The sequence below is a fragment of the Vibrio zhugei genome, from assembly GCF_003716875.1.
Classification (GTDB): Bacteria; Pseudomonadota; Gammaproteobacteria; order Enterobacterales; family Vibrionaceae; genus Vibrio; species Vibrio zhugei.
In genome coordinates this window covers 1,126,134-1,143,306 of sequence record NZ_CP033078.1, presented here as the reverse complement: position 1 = coordinate 1,143,306, position 17,173 = coordinate 1,126,134, and the positions used below count along the sequence as shown (strand labels likewise).

19 protein-coding genes are annotated in these 17,173 nt (G+C 45.9%); 2 read left to right on the top strand and 17 right to left on the bottom strand.

Features of this window, described 5'->3' with window-relative positions; all coding sequences use genetic code 11:
* Window positions 1–115: 115 nt before the first annotated feature.
* Window positions 116–1,204 carry an ABC transporter substrate-binding protein gene (locus EAE30_RS10630; protein ID WP_123015888.1) on the top strand — a complete coding sequence of 363 codons (1,089 nt, stop codon included), beginning with the start codon at window positions 116–118 and terminating at the stop codon, window positions 1,202–1,204.
* 38 nt (window positions 1,205–1,242) lie between these two features.
* Here the strand turns inward: EAE30_RS10630 and EAE30_RS10625 are convergent, their stop codons facing one another.
* The 5 genes from EAE30_RS10625 to thiM form a co-directional block, all read right to left on the bottom strand.
* Complete coding sequence (locus EAE30_RS10625; protein ID WP_123015887.1) at window positions 1,243–2,574, bottom strand: IS4 family transposase; 1,332 nt, start codon at window positions 2,572–2,574, stop codon at window positions 1,243–1,245.
* Window positions 2,575–2,719: 145 nt separating this feature from the next.
* Window positions 2,720–2,935: a TIGR02450 family Trp-rich protein gene (locus EAE30_RS10620; protein WP_123015886.1), complete on the bottom strand. Its 216-nt coding sequence runs from the start codon at window positions 2,933–2,935 to the stop codon at window positions 2,720–2,722.
* 24 nt (window positions 2,936–2,959) lie between these two features.
* Entirely contained in the window at window positions 2,960–3,667 is a 708-nt protein-coding gene (locus tag EAE30_RS10615; RefSeq protein ID WP_123015885.1) for a thiamine phosphate synthase, read from the bottom strand.
* Entirely contained in the window at window positions 3,657–3,977 is a 321-nt protein-coding gene (locus EAE30_RS10610) for an MTH1187 family thiamine-binding protein (RefSeq protein WP_123015884.1), read from the bottom strand. The genes EAE30_RS10615 and EAE30_RS10610 overlap by 11 nt, the downstream gene beginning before the upstream one ends.
* The gene (gene thiM, locus EAE30_RS10605) at window positions 3,977–4,816 is read right to left on the bottom strand and encodes a hydroxyethylthiazole kinase (protein ID WP_199287090.1); all 840 of its coding nucleotides are present in this window, start codon (window positions 4,814–4,816) and stop codon (window positions 3,977–3,979) included. The genes EAE30_RS10610 and thiM overlap by 1 nt, the downstream gene beginning before the upstream one ends.
* A gap of 270 nt (window positions 4,817–5,086) precedes the next feature.
* Between thiM and EAE30_RS10600 the strand changes: the two genes are divergently transcribed.
* Complete coding sequence (locus tag EAE30_RS10600) at window positions 5,087–5,476, top strand: universal stress protein (protein ID WP_123015883.1); 390 nt, start codon at window positions 5,087–5,089, stop codon at window positions 5,474–5,476.
* A gap of 78 nt (window positions 5,477–5,554) precedes the next feature.
* Here EAE30_RS10600 and EAE30_RS10595 read toward each other — a convergent pair whose 3' ends face one another.
* The 12 genes from EAE30_RS10595 to EAE30_RS10540 all read right to left on the bottom strand — a co-directional run bounded on the left by EAE30_RS10595 (window position 5,555) and on the right by EAE30_RS10540 (window position 16,968).
* Window positions 5,555–6,262 carry a dienelactone hydrolase family protein gene (locus tag EAE30_RS10595; protein ID WP_123015882.1) on the bottom strand — a complete coding sequence of 236 codons (708 nt, stop codon included), beginning with the start codon at window positions 6,260–6,262 and terminating at the stop codon, window positions 5,555–5,557.
* A gap of 91 nt (window positions 6,263–6,353) precedes the next feature.
* Entirely contained in the window at window positions 6,354–6,953 is a 600-nt protein-coding gene (locus EAE30_RS10590; RefSeq protein ID WP_123015881.1) for a hypothetical protein, read from the bottom strand.
* 267 nt (window positions 6,954–7,220) lie between these two features.
* The gene (trhO, locus tag EAE30_RS10585) at window positions 7,221–8,204 is read right to left on the bottom strand and encodes an oxygen-dependent tRNA uridine(34) hydroxylase TrhO (protein ID WP_123015880.1); all 984 of its coding nucleotides are present in this window, start codon (window positions 8,202–8,204) and stop codon (window positions 7,221–7,223) included.
* 190 nt (window positions 8,205–8,394) lie between these two features.
* Window positions 8,395–9,174, bottom strand: coding sequence for a dimethyl sulfoxide reductase anchor subunit family protein (locus tag EAE30_RS10580; RefSeq protein ID WP_123015879.1), 780 nt, complete (start codon window positions 9,172–9,174; stop codon window positions 8,395–8,397).
* Window positions 9,167–9,796 (bottom strand): DMSO/selenate family reductase complex B subunit, encoded by a 630-nt coding sequence (locus EAE30_RS10575; protein WP_123015878.1) that lies wholly within the window; start codon window positions 9,794–9,796, stop codon window positions 9,167–9,169. Before EAE30_RS10575 ends, EAE30_RS10580 begins: the two co-directional genes overlap by 8 nt.
* Before the next feature lie 4 nt (window positions 9,797–9,800).
* Complete coding sequence (locus tag EAE30_RS10570) at window positions 9,801–12,221, bottom strand: DMSO/selenate family reductase complex A subunit (protein ID WP_123015877.1); 2,421 nt, start codon at window positions 12,219–12,221, stop codon at window positions 9,801–9,803.
* 252 nt (window positions 12,222–12,473) lie between these two features.
* Window positions 12,474–12,941: a 4Fe-4S binding protein gene (locus EAE30_RS10565; protein WP_123015876.1), complete on the bottom strand. Its 468-nt coding sequence runs from the start codon at window positions 12,939–12,941 to the stop codon at window positions 12,474–12,476.
* A gap of 40 nt (window positions 12,942–12,981) precedes the next feature.
* Window positions 12,982–13,572 (bottom strand): molecular chaperone TorD family protein, encoded by a 591-nt coding sequence (locus EAE30_RS10560; RefSeq protein ID WP_123015875.1) that lies wholly within the window; start codon window positions 13,570–13,572, stop codon window positions 12,982–12,984.
* Between the two features lie 276 nt (window positions 13,573–13,848).
* Window positions 13,849–14,319 (bottom strand): NanQ anomerase/TabA/YiaL family protein, encoded by a 471-nt coding sequence (locus tag EAE30_RS10555; protein ID WP_123015874.1) that lies wholly within the window; start codon window positions 14,317–14,319, stop codon window positions 13,849–13,851.
* Window positions 14,320–14,496: 177 nt separating this feature from the next.
* The gene (locus EAE30_RS10550; protein ID WP_123015873.1) at window positions 14,497–15,690 is read right to left on the bottom strand and encodes an amino acid aminotransferase; all 1,194 of its coding nucleotides are present in this window, start codon (window positions 15,688–15,690) and stop codon (window positions 14,497–14,499) included.
* Between the two features lie 18 nt (window positions 15,691–15,708).
* The gene (locus EAE30_RS10545) at window positions 15,709–16,350 is read right to left on the bottom strand and encodes a YitT family protein (RefSeq protein WP_123015872.1); all 642 of its coding nucleotides are present in this window, start codon (window positions 16,348–16,350) and stop codon (window positions 15,709–15,711) included.
* A 156-nt stretch (window positions 16,351–16,506) separates the two neighbouring features.
* Window positions 16,507–16,968 (bottom strand): Lrp/AsnC family transcriptional regulator, encoded by a 462-nt coding sequence (locus EAE30_RS10540; protein ID WP_123015871.1) that lies wholly within the window; start codon window positions 16,966–16,968, stop codon window positions 16,507–16,509.
* Window positions 16,969–17,173: the final 205 nt, after the last annotated feature.

Sequence of the window (17,173 nt, the reverse complement as noted above, 5' to 3'; positions counted from 1 at the left end):
AAAAATTTTACACTGTGTATCAAATTAACAGCGAAATCCTAATTAATAAGTTGCGACATTATACACAAATAAATATGATAATCATTACTATTAATACAAACAAAAAGACGGTTCGATGAAAAAACTATTCTTTCTTTTATGTCTCTTTCTATCCTTGCCAAGTATGGCGAAAACGGAAACTATCACCGATGTTTTAGGACGTCAAATCACTCTGGATTTACCGGCCAAGCGTGTTGTGGTTGGGTTTTACGGTGAAGATTACATGGCAATCGGCGGTGAAAAATCGTTCGATCACGTGGTCGGAATGTCGAAAGATATTTGGCAAAAATGGCGCCCTAAAAACTGGGCAATGTATGTCAAACATCGTCCATCGTTAGCCACATTGCCTGAAGTCGGCAACGTGAATACACAGACATTCTCAATGGAAAAAGTCATCAGTTTAAAACCTGATGTCCTGTTACTGGCGACGTGGCAATATCAGACCTTGCAAGGCCAGTTGTATCGCTTAGAAGACGCAGGCATTCATGTTGTCGTGGTGGATTACAATGCTCAAACCATCAAGACCCATGTTAAAAGCACACAAATCATTGGTCAGTTGACAGGCCAAGTTGAACGTGCCAATACCATTGCTGCAGACTACAAAAAAGATGTTGAGCAAGTTCTTAATCGCATCAAGTCGGCTAATCTACCGAAACCCAAAGTGTACATTGAATTCGGCTTCCCAGGCCCACAAGAGTATGGCTTTACCTTCGGCGAAAATATGTGGGGTAAGATTGCTATGATGGTGGGCGGTGAGAATATTTCTGCACCGTTTATCAAAAACTGGGGCCACCTCAACCCTGAGCAGGTTCTCTCTTCCAAACCGGATATCATTATTTTGAGTGGTACTGAGTTTGGTAAAAATGATCAATCCATCTTGATGGGGCAAGGTATCTCTCACAAAGTTGCTCGTGAGCGCCTTGAAGGCTATAAACAACGCATGGGTTGGTCAAGCTTACCGGCAGTGAAAAACGACCGTATCTATGGGATTTACCACTACATTTCTCGTTCAATCATGGATGCGAGCGCCTTCCAATTCTTTGCTAAAGCGATGTATCCATCACTATTTAAAGATCTTAACCCTGAGCAAAATTACCTCAATTTCTATAAGAAATATTTGCCTATTACACCCAAAGGCACCTTTGAGATATCACTCAAAGAGTAATCCTCAGTGAAAAAAGGCCTCATGATGAGTAATGCCAGTCAGTTAAGCTGATTGGCATTTTTCTTTTTATACGGATATTTCCGAGGTTTTGGTTTTACCCACCTTGGGTAAGTTCGGTCTTCTCGCCTTGGTGGAAATTTAAAATAGCCCATTTGTTCCAATAAGGACTCATAATGTTTTGGGATATTTCCCGGACTTGTCAGCGGTAAAGTTGCAAAAAACTGAGTGATAGCCATTGAACAACTGGTAAAACTGAGTTGATTTGGCCAAACACTATCCAGTTTTTTAGCGGCCGCTGTCATCCCTAATCGTATGAGGTTGTAACAGAGCAACACTCCCCATAGCTCTTGCTCTATCATGTCCGGTCTTTTACTTCTCAGTGTATATTGGCTGTTTAACAGAGACTGCTTCATTTCTCTATACCCCAGTTCTATTTCCCACCGGTAACGATATAACTCAACCATTTCGTCGCTCGGGAAACGTAATTCATCGACCATAGAGGTGAGGATTCGATACTCTTTTCCCTTAATGGTTTTACTCACTAAACGAGCCTCGATAAATTCCGGTAACTCATCGAACTTTTTGCGAGACTGAGGCGTCGTTTTCAGGCGAACACGATAGTCATTTTTTCCCGACCGATGCAGCACTTCATAGTTTAAGTCCTTTCGCGCGGGGATTAGCCAATGCCGCTCTGTCCCTGTTTGAGACCATCGGTTAAGTAACCCCAATGAGTAATAGCCTTTATCGAACAAGGTTAATGAATGATCTGGCGTACTATCAATGAGCTGTTCTGCGAGCACCATTTCACTCGTTCGATAACCAGAAAAAGCACTGTTAATGAGCTGATGGCTTGTCAACTCCATATGACAGACCATTCTAATTTGAGGGTAAGTATTTTCACGATGTTGATTACTTTGAGTTTCAAAGACTTGATGATTTTCTAACGTGTCTGCAGTTCGCCATACAACGCCATCAACGGCGAATAAATTCAGCCCTCCCCATTGCTCAAACGAATTCGTTTCATAGCCGTGTTGAGCGACGGCTTTAAATACCTCTTTTACGGCATCAGCCCCCAAACGTTGCCTTGCTTGAACCAAAGCACTTGGGGCAACCAAAGGCTTTTTATCTGGCAGCATAATATCCATCTGAGTTGCAATATCCCAGACAGACTTCTGACGATATAGTGCCATGCCGATGATGGACCATAGAACCGTTTCGAGTGGTAGTCGGCGCTTTCTCAACGTGGCGACTCCAGCTTGTTTAAAGCCTTGCTGAATAAGCTCTGGCGATAGTAACTCAGCATACTTTTCAAAAGTATGGAAGGTATTACAGGACTTAAAGGCTGTGGCTAATTCACTTTCAAAACGCATAAAAAAAATCCGATATTAAATCACTAATATCGGATTTTGAAGCCTTTTAAAGATCGGTCAAATGATCTCAAAAATTTCTTAACTGATCGGCATTACTCATGATGAGGCCTTTTTTACACACCTAACAGAGAAAGAGTGTTCCCAGTCAAACCCAGCCCTGCTTCCATACCTGAGTATCTTTAAGATCTTGCCAATCAATGGCGTATTGCTGTTTTGTCATAATGGCTTCTAATACACAATCGATGACATTGCCTTCATCATCATAGTCAACCTCAGTCACCAAAAAGTGCTTTTCCTTGTTTTTAGGCGTTACCGCTGTCCACTTGCTATGCCGCAGTTTCGATGGATGAATTCGATTCATTTGTTTCTCCCTCTATCTTTAGCACTAAGGTGCGTTACGGCCAGTATGACTTCGCCACAGTGTCGTGAGTTCTTTGGCCGCGGTACTTGGATTCGCAGCAGCGGCCACGGCAGAGACGACAAAAAAACCATCGACCCCAGTTTGCGCTAATGCCGGAATATCGGCACTTTTCACGCCGCCACCAACGACAACCGGAATAGGACTGGATGCTGCCAGAGTGGCAAGGTCGTCAAGGCTATGGGTGACAACTCGCCCACTACTATCTAAGCCACAATCGGGTTTTGTGTCCGTTTCATGCAATGGGCCTGCACCAAAATAATCAATGTCACTGACATCGGTTTCTTGGACATACTCCACCAGCGCTTGAGTGCGTGCCGATAACCCCACAACGGCATCCGGTCCCAGATAATGACGGCACACTTCAACAGGGATATCCGATTGTCCGACATGAATCCCATCCACTTTAATGCCTTGGTGACGAGCTGCGAGCACCACATCGAGACGATCATCAACCAATAAGGCAACCGAGTGAGATTTCTCTGCGATGGCAATCACCTCTGCCACTTGCCTCGTCAATTCGATCAGCTCGCGCGCCGAAGCGGTTTTCGAACGAATTTGCACACACGTAAATCCTTGGTTAATGGCTTGCGAGACAATATCGGCAACAGAGCGACCCACCGTATTTTCAGGACCGATCACCAAATACGCCGAAATATCCAATTTACTTCGCATCTTCTGCCCCTTGCTCATTTAAAATTCGATTAACGCTCGCGACTTTTTTGCTCATGGTATTCGTGCGCCCAGGACGAATATCCGCTTTGAGTACCACTTCCGTACGGATACCTTGCTCAGCCAAGACAAATGTCGCGTCTTTTACCGTTTGCATCACCTCATCCCAAGGCCCTTCAATTTCCGTAAACATAGAATTCATTTGATAAGGCAAGCCAGATTCGCGGATAACTTCGATAACTTGCGCGACATACTCAGCCAGTTCGTCTCCTTGACCAAACGGCGCGATCGCCACTGAGATTAATGTGTTCACTATACTAACTCCTCTATGTCTAATGGCTGCGCAGCAATATCCTGCGCGGTTGCTTGATACAAATGGTCGAGAAAACGCTCTTGAAAGCTTGCCGGACCTGATGCCTCTCTCCCGGCGCGCTCTCCAGCAAGATTATACACCGCCGCTCCAGTTACCGCGGCAACAAACGGTGTCGATGCTGTCGCATACACCGCCATCACGCCGCCTAATGAACATCCGGCACCAGTAATTTTACTCATAAAATGCGATCCGCCCGTCGAACGGACTAGATAGTGGCCATCGGTGATCAGATCCCGCTCCCCCGATACGGCGACCGCGCCCCCCGTCCATCGTGCCAATGAAATCGCAGCCAAACGGGCCTCCTCAACCGTATCCTGAGCATCCACCCCACGTACATTGGCTTTGGCAAGCCCAGCATCTAGCTCCCATAATGCGGCCAACGCAATCATTTCGGAAGCATTACCCCGAATAATACTCGGTTTATATGCCTTAAACTCAGCCAGTATTTGCGTGCGTAAACCACCAATACCAATCCCAACAGGATCGATGACCCAAGGTTTTTGCGCATCACACAACGCTTGCGCCATTTGTGGAAACGTTTGTGCATAAAAAGGCTCGAAGGTACCAAAGTTAAGATAGGAGGCCCCCCCTGCTTGAGCGATCGCGACCGCTTCATCGGCTAAATAGACCATGGCCGCGGATCCTCCTATGGCTAATTGCGCATTCGCGACAAAATTCATCGTAACCGAATTGGTGACAGAGCCAGCCATGGGATTGGTGTGCTTAACCGTTTCGACAGCGTCTATCATGCGCATTTGTAGCGCAACGTTTATGTCCATTGAACTCTCCGTGTAGTCTATTTTCGCCCTAATGCCGCTGGGCTGACCGTTATTCGATACATGGTAGCAATAACGCTCATTTCGTCTGGATGTGGCCCGTATAGCGCGACCTCACTATAGCTTAACCCCGCTTATATGCAACGCGTACAACATTACCACTGTTCGTTATTTTTTTGCAAAAACGTGTGAAAAACAAACGATTAAGCACAGTATTCCTGTGCTTAGCTGATAGACTGAAAACTGGTCCATCTTCTTAAAGGAGACTACAACATGAGCTATCAACACATCCTTGTGGCCGTAGACTTATCCGATGCCAGCAAAAAACTGGTCGATAAAGCCATAGCCCAAGCAAGACCAACGAACAGTCAACTCTCGATCGTTTTCGTCGATGAAAACCACGTTGTTAAGGAAAAAGAAGAAGAAAAACGTTTGACCCAAAAATTGCAAGATTTGGCTGAATCTTGTGATTATCCTATCACTGAGACCTTAGTGGTATTGGGCGATTTACATATGAAAATCGAGGGGTTAGTGGAACATCAAGACTTTGATCTCGTCGTCTGTGGTCACCATCATTCTTTGATGAGCCGTATGTTCAGTTCCGCGCCAAAACTGGTCAATAACGTCAAGGCTGATTTACTGGTGGTTTATCTTGATGATTAAGCACTGCCATTGGAGCACTGCGTGTCTCTAGTGGACATACAACGCCAGCTGATGGCGTTGTATTCCTTCTCATATGACTTACTGAGTACGCTCAGCTAAGAAATCAATAAAGCGGTGCCAAGATTGTTCATCCGCATCTGGATGGTAGTTTTCTGTATCAAAGACAGTAAACGCATGAGGCGCGCCCCCGTAGGTAATGATTTCATGAGGGACGTGGTGAGACTCAAGTTGCTGAGTCAACTGTTCTACATCACTCATTGGCACGATCGTATCTTCACAACCATGGAAAATAAGGATCGGTGCGGTGGTTAGCGAGTAATCTTGGTCGTCCGGTGTCGCAAGCGCACCATGGAAAGAAGCAAAGCCTCGCGCTTGCATCCCTGCTCTTGCTGACTCTAAAACGGCCGCACCACCAAAGCAGTACCCCATCAAGACCATATTATCTAGATGACCGCCAAGTTCTCCGGCGGTCTTTTTACCCGCTTCCATGAGTAAACGAAGCTTATCGCGATTGCGGTATAAAACCTGCATATGCTGACGTTTGTCTTCCAGCTCCGTAGGGCGAACACCTTGCCCGAATAAATCAAGCGCAAACACATTGTAACCCAGTTCACTGAGCATAGACGCTCGTGTCTTTTCATACTCAGTTAAACCGCCCCAAGCATGGACCAGCAAAATAAGCGGAGCATCATCATCCACCTGACTCCAAAAACCTTCATAGAGAATTCCCTCTACTTCGTATACCACATTTTGACTCTTTTGCTGCACGTCATTGTTCATTGGCATGTCGGTTTCCTATTCATCGGTTTATGTATGTAAGATTACCCTACCGTATCTCTTGTGTACTTTTCAAATGCCGAGTCCTCTAAGCAACACGCTAACCACACTCCTGAATAGGATGGCAGCGTCTAATGATCCAGACCGAGGCAAAAATTAACACTGCATATAACGGCCAGCCGGACAGCAAGGTATAAGTCACTAACTGCTGCTGTGATAGCTGTGTATGGGTTAAAAAAAGCACACTCTTTAATAAATAGCCCACTAACCAAACACTATTGACCTGTTGCCATCTATTCAAGCTCGGAGACCCAGTGAGTAATCGTTTTCTCTGAAGCTCGGGACACGATATTTCCGCAATGAGCATCGGAATCGGCTTTCTCGCTAAGGCAAAAAAGAAAAACACGCCTGCCGTACTGACTGCACTGAGTGCCACCTTATATTGGATAGCCTCGACCACCGCATTGGGTGGGAGCAACGCAATAATCATAAGCTCAATGATCCCTGAGAGCGCGAATGCCAAAGAAATCATACCTAACTGACGGTGCACCAGTGTCACGGCAATGCCATAAATTGCACACCCAACGATAGCATAGATAAGCCCAACTTCATGATACACAAGCAAATACAAGATTGAAGGAATGAGGATCGTCAAGATCGATTCTTTGCTCCTCACCAAACGATAGGCAATATCAAACACGCAAATTTCCTCACAAGTCACTATAAACCAATAAGTGGTATATGTAGCGGCCGTGTTTTCAACGTGCCGTTATAGACTCACCATACAGGAAATAGGGCGAAAAAGTGTGCACAAAGGCGGAATCTCTGATTGCTGGGATGAGGGTAAAAAGCTGAGCCGTTTGCACGCTCGTCGCCATCGTATGCTCACGACTATCAATTAAGAACAAAAAAAATCCTCTTGTATGATAACAAGAGGATTCTCGCTGAGCGCCCGTTAAGCTAGGCTTTACTGGGTCGCTTTACGCTGCTGCTCTTTAAACTTCAGTTTATCGAGACGGCGCTGCTCAATGATTTTATCTGCATCACCACCGATATGATCTTCGCCACGCTGACGGGCCAGCTGCACTTGTTTCTCACGCTCGCGAAAACGGCTCTTCTGCTCTTCTGTATGCTTATCGATACATTTCGGACAGCTAACACCTTGCTCAAATGCCTCTGAAGCTCGATCTTGAGCTGTAATTGGCATCCGACATGCGTTACACATATCGTAATCACTTTTTTCTAAAGCGTGATTAACGGCAACACGTCCATCAAAGACATAGCAATCACCTTCCCATAGGCTTTCTTCTTGTGGCACTTCTTCTAAGTATTTTAAGATGCCCCCTTCAAGGTGGTACACCTCATCAAAGCCTTGCTCTTTTAAATACGCCGTTGATTTTTCGCAGCGGATCCCCCCGGTACAGAACATCGCGACTTTTTTATGCTTGGCGGGATCCAAGTTTTGTGCAACGTATTCGGGCAATTCACGGAACGTTTCCGTTTTTGGATTCACGGCGTTTTTAAACGTGCCAATTTCAATTTCGTAATCATTACGCGTATCAATCACCAGCACGTCAGGATCAGAAATCACCTCGTTCCATTCTGTCGGTTTGACGTAAGTCCCGACGACGTGACGAGGATCGATACCCTCAACGCCAAGCGTCACAATTTCTTTTTTCAATTTTACTTTAGTGCGCTGGAAAGGCTGCTCGGTGTCGAACGATTCCTTGTACACAATATCCGCTAAACGCGCATCTTGTTTAAACCAAGCGAGCAGTGCGTCAATGCTCTCGCGAGGCGCAGCAACCGTACCATTAATGCCTTCATTCGCCAGTAGCAAGGTACCACGAATCTCATGCTGCTCCATTACGGCCATTAATGGCTCACGCAACTCGACATAGTCTTCAAGGCGTACAAATTTGTACAAAGCGCATACAACGTATTTTGTCATGTTATTTCCTATTTAGCGGGCTGGAGCGTAAATCCAGAGCTCAATGTTAATTTCGCGGCGCAGCATAGCGCAAGTTAGCGCAATAGAACACAGACAAAAACTAGGGTTAATCGTGTAACGCGCGCTCGCATGCTGAGCAAGCATAAAAAAGGCTCCTAAACAGGAGCCTTTGTCATCGCGATAATTCGTCTCACATGGTGATCGACCACATATTATAAAACGCAATCCGCCCTGCAAGCTCAGCAATGATAAACACGCAACTGGCACCAATAGCAACCGGTAAGCGTTGGGTCTTATAACCAATGACCGCAGTCACCAGTGCAATGCCATAAAGTGCGAATTTCACATCAAAAAACATGACACTTTGCTGCAAGATCTCAGGAACCGTGGTACTGAGGTACACGAGATAGCTAGGGGTACTTAACAGCCCCGCAATCACCGCCACACTTGTAATAATAATGTTCATGCGATTAGGCAACCAAATAAGCGCCAGCGCCCCACCGATGGTCAACGCCGCTAATACCATTTGTAGCGCGGTAAATGAGGTGTCCCATGGAGCGATAGTCTCAAGGGTATACACTTTCGGGATCAAAATGACCAGTGCAATCCCCGCGATCACGGCTGCGATACGTGAGACAGTAATCCACAACGTGAGTTTCGCCCGCCATTGTAGTAATGCTAAATTCAGCGCCAGTAATCCACCATAAATGCCACAGACAAAAATCTCGTTACTCATCGGAGAACGCCCCACACCAAATAACGCATTAATGGCTCGGAACGGTTTGCCTAAGTGGAAAATCGCACAAACACCGGCGAGACAAACCAAGAGCAATGCCACCAAGGTCAATTGTAAGGACACGTTAACTGACTTAACTGGCTTATTCACCCATTGATTGATTGCGCCAATCAATAGCAAACCGACCGACGCTTGCGCGAGTACAGTGAAAAAGACGAGAGGTAATTCATGCATGCTTCACTTCCTTAGGGTTTTGTAAACTCCCAGACTGTTGATCTTGGTTAGAAAGCGAATTGGGATGCGGCTTGATAACCAAATTAGGTTCTGTAAACGCAGCGCTAGGAAGCGGTGCGATGTCGGCACATGTGCCGTATTTGGCACGTAATTCATCAATAGGGCCATACTCAATCGCCCGTTGCGGGCATGAATCGACACAGGCAGGATTCAATCCAGCTTGCAAGCGCGACAAACAAAAATCGCACTTCGACATGACCCCTTTCTCTTCATCGAATTGTGGGGCGCCATACGGGCAGCGCATCTCACAATAGCGACATCCGATGCATAAATCTTGGTCAACCAACACGATGCCATCTTCTTCTCGCTTATGCATCGCCCTCGTTGGACAGCCTTCGACACACGTCGGTTTATCACAATGGTTACAAGCAACAGACGCATAGTAAGAGAACGTATTGTGTTGCCATGCATTGCCGTCTTTTTGCCATGACCCACCACCGAATTCATACACACGGCGGAATTTGCGACCGACATCGAGGTCGTTTCTGTCTTTGCAACTCACCTGACAGGTTTTACAGCCCGAGCAACGTGAGGTGTCGATATAAAATCCTAATTGCTTCATATTCCTACGCCTTCTCAATCTCTACCATATTTGTGTGTTGTGGGTTGCCTTTTGCCAACGGTGACAAACGATGGCTGGTAATCGAATTAATACAGCCGCCAATGTCGATCCCATTTTTGACCACAGACCAAGCACCTTCCGGCATGGCAGCCACGCCAGGCAAGATACGGTGGGTGACTTTGGCTTCTATCATGACGGTTCCTCGATCGTTATAAATTTTGACTAAATCATTATTGCCAATACCGCGCTCCTGAGCATCCAAAGGATTGAGCCACACTTGATTCGGGACCGCCTCTTTGAGTATGGCCACACTGGCATACGTGGAATGGGTATGGCCTTTAGTATGAAATCCAGTCAGTTGTAACGGGTATTTTTTGGCTAAGGATTTATCCCAAGGCGTATCCGGTACCATCAAAAATTCTGGGATGGCGGGAATACGGTCCCCTTTTGGTAGAATCCATGTATCTTGCAGGTTTTGTAACGCGGCTGAATAGATTTCCACTTTTCCTGAAGGCGTGGTAAGAGGGTGTGCCGCGGGATCGCGGTAGAAATCCGCCATCACAGGTTTATCGGCCTCTGGTGAGCGAAATTGATCAATGATGCCCGTCCCACGGACTTCTTTGAATGGCGGTAAATGTGGGCGCTCTTTACGAACGATATTGTAATTATATTCCATCCAATCCGCTTGAGTGCGCCCTTCGGTAAACGCCTGTTTGACGCCCAAGTGCTCAGCGATGTCCGCACAAATATCATAGGTGCTGCGGCATTCCCATAACGGTGTGATGGTGTTCTCCATCGAAATCATGTATTGATTCGACCCAGAAGCGTAGCTATTGCCCACGAGATCGCTGGCCTCTAAATACGTGGTTTCTGGCAGCAAAATATCGGCAAACTTCGCTGTCGCCGTCATATGATTATCAATCACTACGATGGTTTCACACTGGGTATCATCTTCTAGAATACGTCGCGTCCGTATCAAATCACCGTGCTGATTCGCTAAAACATTCCCAGCTTGGTTAATGATCATTTTTATGCCGACATTGAGCTTTTCGGCCCCCTGTAAATCGTGGGTTTTATCAGTGATCGACTCGGGATGAGCAATCGCATCGGTCCACGAATAGAGTGGGATTTTGATATCCACCGCATTGTCACCGGTCGGTAAATAAGGCACGTTATAGGCAACGGCTTCCGGCCAGTTGCCATTATTGGTGCCTAGTCGGCCAAATTGGTTGGCAATAATCGGTAAGATCTGGATCGCACGAGCCGTTTGTTCGCCATTACCATGACGTTGTGGCCCCCAGCCTTGGCAAATAAAGGCCGCTTTCGCGCTGCAAATCTCACGCGCCAATTGTTGAATGCGAACAGTAGGAATGCCAGTAATATCCGAGGCCCAGCTTGCGGTCTTTTCGATACCATCATCACCATTACCCAGCACATAATCTTGATAACTGCCATTCTTAGCCGCAGACGCGGGTAAGGTACGCTGAGTAAACCCAACGGCATACTTATCGACCTCTTCTTCTTTAATGAGGTTCTCAACCAGCATGGTATGTACTAATCCGGCGACAAGAGCGGCGTCAGCAGACGGACGAATTGGAAGCCATTCAGCATGTTCTGCCACAACAGAATCGGTGTAACGAGGGTCAATAATAATGACTCGTGCATGGGATTTTTCGAGCGCTCGGCGCATTTCTTCAACTTGGCCACCACCGGACATACGAGTTTCTGAAACATTGAGTCCAAATAACACGACCAAATCTGAATGGGCGACTTGCCAAAACATTGAACCTTCGTACTTGCCATACGTATACGGGGTTGCTTTAACAATCTGCGCGTTCGAATAAGTATTGAAGTATTGCAGATAGCCACCGGTAAGATTGAGCAATCGCTTCCAAGCCGAGCTGCCTTGCGTGTGATAGTAAGCACCCGTTGCATATTGGTAATAAATGGCTTCATTACCATACTTGGTCCCAATTCTATCCAATTCAGAAGCAATCATTTTGGTCGCTTCATCCCAAGAAATGCGCTTAAATTTACCTTCACCGCGCTTACCAATACGTTTCATGGGATACTTCAAACGGTCCGGATTATAAACCCGATACTTATTGGAACGACCACGCAAACATGGACGTATTTGATGCTCACCAAAGACGTCATCATTAATCGGTTCTTCCGGCTCCACCTGCACAATGCGGCCATTGTCAACTCTGACTCTCAGAGCACAACGGCTGCCGCAGTTCACCAGACAGGCACTGTGTTTATACTCAGAATGATTGAGGGCATTCACTTCTTTGGCTAACGCCTTTTTAGTAAAAGGTAATGCACTCAACGTCGAAAAAAGGGCCGCCCCAATGGCGGACTTACCAGAATACTCTAGCAATTGTCGCCGAGTCGTTTGGGTCGTTAAGAATGACAGTTTGCTCATATAAAGATCCACTTATGCAGGTCGAGCACGGGCTCTTATTCTGTTATTAATGCTCGAGGAGAAGACCGTTTAATCACACTAATAGAAACACGCGGGCGGCCATTAATGGAATAAACTTATAATTAACAAGGTTAATCTGTTAAAGGTGTCTTATGAATGACCCAAATCATTCTATGTGCTGATCGCACATAGAATCTGAAAAAATGAGGGGTACCGCAAATGGCGTGGTCAACGACTCGTTATACGAGATCATTAAGCGCTGAGTGTTATCGCATCAAAATCGCAATGTGTCATACAGAGCCCACAGCCATTGCATAGCGTTCTTTCAATATGTGGCTGCTGGCCAGAAACAATCTCAATGGCATCTTGCGGACAGGATTCCGCACAACTCTGACAATACACCGCTAGCGCGGGCAAACAGCCACTGGTGATCGTGGCTCGCCGCTCACCGACACTGAGTGCCTCCGTCGGACAAGCGAGTACACAAGCAACGCAGCCATCACAGTATTGACTAGAGGTTAAAACGGGGTAACCCTCGGTCAATTCAATCACATTCGCAGGACAGGCCTCTAGGCATTGTTGGCACTGGGTGCACGACTGCAAAAATGCACTCTCCTCAACGCTATAAATCGGACGCTGAGGTGTCTTGGCCAATGAGGCTGTCTGCAATGGCGAAGCAATGCGTTGAAACAATGCTCGACGGTTTGGATTAAAGTCCATAACATGCACCTTAAAGCCATGAGGCTATTGTCATTCTTGATTATTTATATAACGGCGTAACGCGCGCAGTGAGCTGCATGGAGCGTTGTAAATCTAAAAGAAAATACCGATTCAGTCGCGCCACTTCGGCATAAAATGGTGACGTTTGATTGCCTGCCAATAACTCCAGATACCGATAAGCCCAAGGCAGTAGGTGCTGCTCAAGCAACGTCACGACAGCCTCATCTTGTCCATCTTCAAGCAGCGCCGACATCGCCCATAACATGAGGCCATAGTGGTCGTTTGGCTCAGACTTGGTGCTGACTTCAATCGCGTACTGAGATAAAAACTGGTTAAATTCGGCGGTCGACTCCCCCATCACGCTATTGTCTTTTTCTTGATATACAGAGCCCCACGGCGGTGCAACCATCTCCCCTTGCCCTTCACACAACACTGAGTATGTGTATTCAGAAAACGACGATTGATTGGCCTGCAGGGCCGATGCGACCTCGGTCACTGCATCAAGATCTTGCCACGGGAACATCTCTGGTAACAAAGTGAGGTGAGCTAGGATCGCTTGGTTGGTTTCATGGTTTGGTGGCAGATAAACAAGACTGCCCAGTAAGCGCGGTACGATCGCAATATGATTCATAAATACCCTGTCGTCGGTGTGCGTCTATTCATTATTACCAGACTAGCGCGTCATGTAGATTGACAGAATGATATGGATCATCTTGAGCCGAATAAACTGGGCTTAATTACCCAAAGTATCGGGAACGGAGGAACAAGCTTAACAATAAAGGAAGGAATGCAATGAACTGAAAAATCACGAGAGATACAGGGCGGATCATCCAACGGCAAGAGTCGCGCAATAGACAAGGAGGCCACCGATATTCACACTCTAGTGTTTTTCAGTTCATCTTAGGCATTATTGCACAATGTCTTTATGTATTTTCACAATGACTTTTTTGATCGGTCCCGGCATATCATGAGGGGCAACCAATGGACGATGCGGTTGGCCAGGATAGAATATGATGAAATCTCCGCGGCTTAGTGTCACATAGCGCTCGTCTTTCACTTGGCGGCTGAATGCAATGTCTCTTTCTTCAAACTGGTCATCATCAATGTTTTGAAAGGTCTCTAGACCGACACCATAGCTTTCATCACCTTCGAGTAACCATTGAATATCAATATATTGACGGTGGCATTCGGGAATACGCTCATCACCAGGATGGGTATGATCATTGACCACCATAAAAAAGGCGTTGTCGCCTTCTAAGTCATAACGACCTTCTGCCGAAGATTGCTCCAGACAAGCTTGTACGGTTGAAAAAATCTCTCGAATTTTTGGGTGTAACACTTGAGTAAATGACAGTTCATTTACATTGCCAATATACATAAAGGCTCCTTTATTGAATAGATGCCAACATTCTAGCGGTTCCCATGTATACGGTAAACTGATTTTAGACGAGCCATTGCGCTTGTCTCATGGAACGCCGCAATCTTGCCTAAAAAGCAAACAAAAGGCGAGAACACCGTCTCGCCTTGCAACTTACTTCATCCGAGTCAGTCTAATTTAGCTGACCGCTGCGAAGGCGTCTGCGACCTTCTCGATGTTTTTCTCATTTAAGCCGGCCACACACATTCGTCCACTGGCAATCAGGTAAATCGCATGCTCTTCACGCAATAAATCGACCTGCGTTGGTGTAAAGCCCGTGTAGCTAAACATCCCTTTTTGTTTGATGAGATAACTAAAATCTTTTTCTGGGCAGAGTTCTAACAACCGATCATGCAAAGCACGACGCATGTTCGCCATACGGGTTTTCATGCTGTCAACTTCGTCTAACCACTGTTCTTTCAACCCCGTATTCAGAACGCCTGACACCAGTTTTGAGCCATACTTAGCTGGGCTGGAATAGTTGCGACGAACGGTGGCTTTCAATTGACCCAAGACATTCTCTGCTATCTTCGCATTGCCACACACGACCGACAGACCACCGACACGTTCTGCATACAACGACAGTGTTTTTGAGAACGAATTGCCGACCAGGAATGTCATATCAGTGCGTTTGGCCATCGCTCGAATGGCATACGCATCGTCTTCCATGCCATTACTGAACCCTTGGTAAGCCATATCAAAAAAAGGAATCAGTTGACGTGTCTCAAGCACATCAATCACTTGGTCCCATTGACTCGGAGTGAGATCGACACCCGTCGGGTTGTGACAGCACGGATGGAGCAACACAATACTCTGCGCAGGCAATTGTGATAACGTCGACAGCATGCCGTCGAAATTCAGCGATTTGGTCGTTGAATCGAAGTAAGGATAGGTGTCGACTTCAAAGCCAGCGCCTTTAAAAATCGCATGATGATTTTCCCATGTTGGATTACTCACCCAGACTTTTGATTCTGGGTAAAAGCTTTTAAGAAAATCACTACCAATCATCAACGCGCCCGAACCGCCTAAGGTGTGAATAGTGGCAACGCGATTCTCTCGCAGCGCCTGACTGTCATCACCGAAAACCAAAGATTGGACGGCGGTTTTATACTCTGCTGTGCCATCCATCGGCAAATACACACAGGGTTCTTCCGGTTCATGTTGGTAGTTATGCGTCGCTTCTCGCACAGAGTCTAGCGTCGGAATATTGCCTTCATCATCATAGTATAAGCCAATGCTTAAATTCACTTTATCTGCCGTTTCATCGGCAAAGAAAGCTTCCATTAATGATAAAATAGGGTCTCCCGCATAGGGGGGTACATGATTAAACACAGTCTTACTCCTTGTCGACTAGACAGTATATCGGTCTTGGCGATGATTTAACGCAATAATAAGATTGAGTATCAGCGCACATATAATAGATAGTATCAACGCATAAGTATTAATAACAGAAAGCGAAACTAACATAATTACGACGTCGCACGCCATAAGTAACCAGCCGGCTCGTATACCTGTGCGGCTTTGAATAAACAACGCGAGAATGTTGAATCCACCCAAACTGGCTTGGTGGCGAAATAAAACAATAAACCCAGTGCCAAACAAACATCCGCCAAATAAAGCTGCATACACAGGTTGCAAGTGATCAATATGAATGAAGTAAGGTTGTATATTAGAAAGCAGCGACACTAGGGCTATTGCGGCGAAGGTTTTTATCGTGAACTCCCATCCCATGCGACGGATGGCGAGATAATAGAAAGGCAAATTAATCAGAAAGAAAATCGTACCAAACTTCATGCCAAACGTGTAATGAAGGAACAGTGATAGCCCTGCCGTCCCCCCAGTAATCATTCCCGTTTGATTCAAAAATAAAATGCCAAAAGCAACGAGATTCGATCCTATCAGTATCGCTATCACATCCTCAAACCAACGATGATGGATGAGAGAGCGAGCAGCAGCCACCGAGGATTGCTCGGCATTGATAATATCAGACATAGTACTTTCCTTGTGACAGTCTTTAATAATTGATTGCAATCACTATTAAACCGCACTGCCTCGCGAAATCAAGCAAAAACGCATGAATAACGCAAAGAGTAACGCTGACACACGCAAAAAATGCACATGCTATCCATTTAGAGCACTGATTGCCTATCAAATAACAATGCCATTTTCTTTGACGCGGTCTAACACGACAGAGGTTTTAATATGAGCAATGAGTCTCGTCGTAAAAATACGATTAATGAGCTCATTTAAGCTGGGCAGATCGGCGACCACACAACGTAGTGAATAATCGCCATCACCCGTCGTTTTATAGGCATCAAAAATGGCTGGCTCTTGGCAGACATACTCTAAAAATTGATGCGCTTTGTCTTCTTCATGACTGAGCAGTTTCACTTCTATCATAGAGACGACTTCTTGCTTTAGTGCCGCTGGAGATAAGCGAGCTTGATACCCTAAAATAAATTGGTGCTGCTCTAAATGAATACGCCGACGAGAGCATTGCGAAGGGGAAAGGCCGACCAAATCACTCAATTCTTGACTGGTGAGTCGCCCATTTTCCTGAAGTAGCGTAAGAATTTTTATATCGTGATGATCCAATTGGTCATTATTCATAATCTATCCTTGCTTAAAGCCACATAATACGAGTACTGCCGACCACAATGCGTTTTCCCTGCAAAATGGGCCCATTAAAATACAATATTATCGATAATTTGCATGAATAATTGGGAAACGATCTATATATACAGAGCAGCATACTATATTGGGTAGCCATTACTCCAACATAACTCTATAATTATTATAAAATACAGAGCCTTAT

What these genes read in the sequence shown, in the direction of transcription:
- EAE30_RS10630 (WP_123015888.1), top strand. Translation starts at nt 116, where the DNA reads ATGAAAAAACTATTCTTTCTTTTATGTCTCTTTCTATCCTTGCCAAGT.
- EAE30_RS10625 (WP_123015887.1), bottom strand. Translation starts at nt 2,574, where the DNA reads ATGCGTTTTGAAAGTGAATTAGCCACAGCCTTTAAGTCCTGTAATACC.
- EAE30_RS10620 (WP_123015886.1), bottom strand. Translation starts at nt 2,935, where the DNA reads ATGAATCGAATTCATCCATCGAAACTGCGGCATAGCAAGTGGACAGCG.
- EAE30_RS10615 (WP_123015885.1), bottom strand. Translation starts at nt 3,667, where the DNA reads ATGCGAAGTAAATTGGATATTTCGGCGTATTTGGTGATCGGTCCTGAA.
- thiM (WP_199287090.1), bottom strand. Translation starts at nt 4,816, where the DNA reads ATGGACATAAACGTTGCGCTACAAATGCGCATGATAGACGCTGTCGAA.
- EAE30_RS10600 (WP_123015883.1), top strand. Translation starts at nt 5,087, where the DNA reads ATGAGCTATCAACACATCCTTGTGGCCGTAGACTTATCCGATGCCAGC.
- EAE30_RS10595 (WP_123015882.1), bottom strand. Translation starts at nt 6,262, where the DNA reads ATGCCAATGAACAATGACGTGCAGCAAAAGAGTCAAAATGTGGTATAC.
- trhO (WP_123015880.1), bottom strand. Translation starts at nt 8,204, where the DNA reads ATGACAAAATACGTTGTATGCGCTTTGTACAAATTTGTACGCCTTGAA.
- EAE30_RS10580 (WP_123015879.1), bottom strand. Translation starts at nt 9,174, where the DNA reads ATGCATGAATTACCTCTCGTCTTTTTCACTGTACTCGCGCAAGCGTCG.
- EAE30_RS10575 (WP_123015878.1), bottom strand. Translation starts at nt 9,796, where the DNA reads ATGAAGCAATTAGGATTTTATATCGACACCTCACGTTGCTCGGGCTGT.
- EAE30_RS10570 (WP_123015877.1), bottom strand. Translation starts at nt 12,221, where the DNA reads ATGAGCAAACTGTCATTCTTAACGACCCAAACGACTCGGCGACAATTG.
- EAE30_RS10565 (WP_123015876.1), bottom strand. Translation starts at nt 12,941, where the DNA reads ATGGACTTTAATCCAAACCGTCGAGCATTGTTTCAACGCATTGCTTCG.
- EAE30_RS10560 (WP_123015875.1), bottom strand. Translation starts at nt 13,572, where the DNA reads ATGAATCATATTGCGATCGTACCGCGCTTACTGGGCAGTCTTGTTTAT.
- EAE30_RS10555 (WP_123015874.1), bottom strand. Translation starts at nt 14,319, where the DNA reads ATGTATATTGGCAATGTAAATGAACTGTCATTTACTCAAGTGTTACAC.
- EAE30_RS10545 (WP_123015872.1), bottom strand. Translation starts at nt 16,350, where the DNA reads ATGTCTGATATTATCAATGCCGAGCAATCCTCGGTGGCTGCTGCTCGC.
- EAE30_RS10540 (WP_123015871.1), bottom strand. Translation starts at nt 16,968, where the DNA reads ATGAATAATGACCAATTGGATCATCACGATATAAAAATTCTTACGCTA.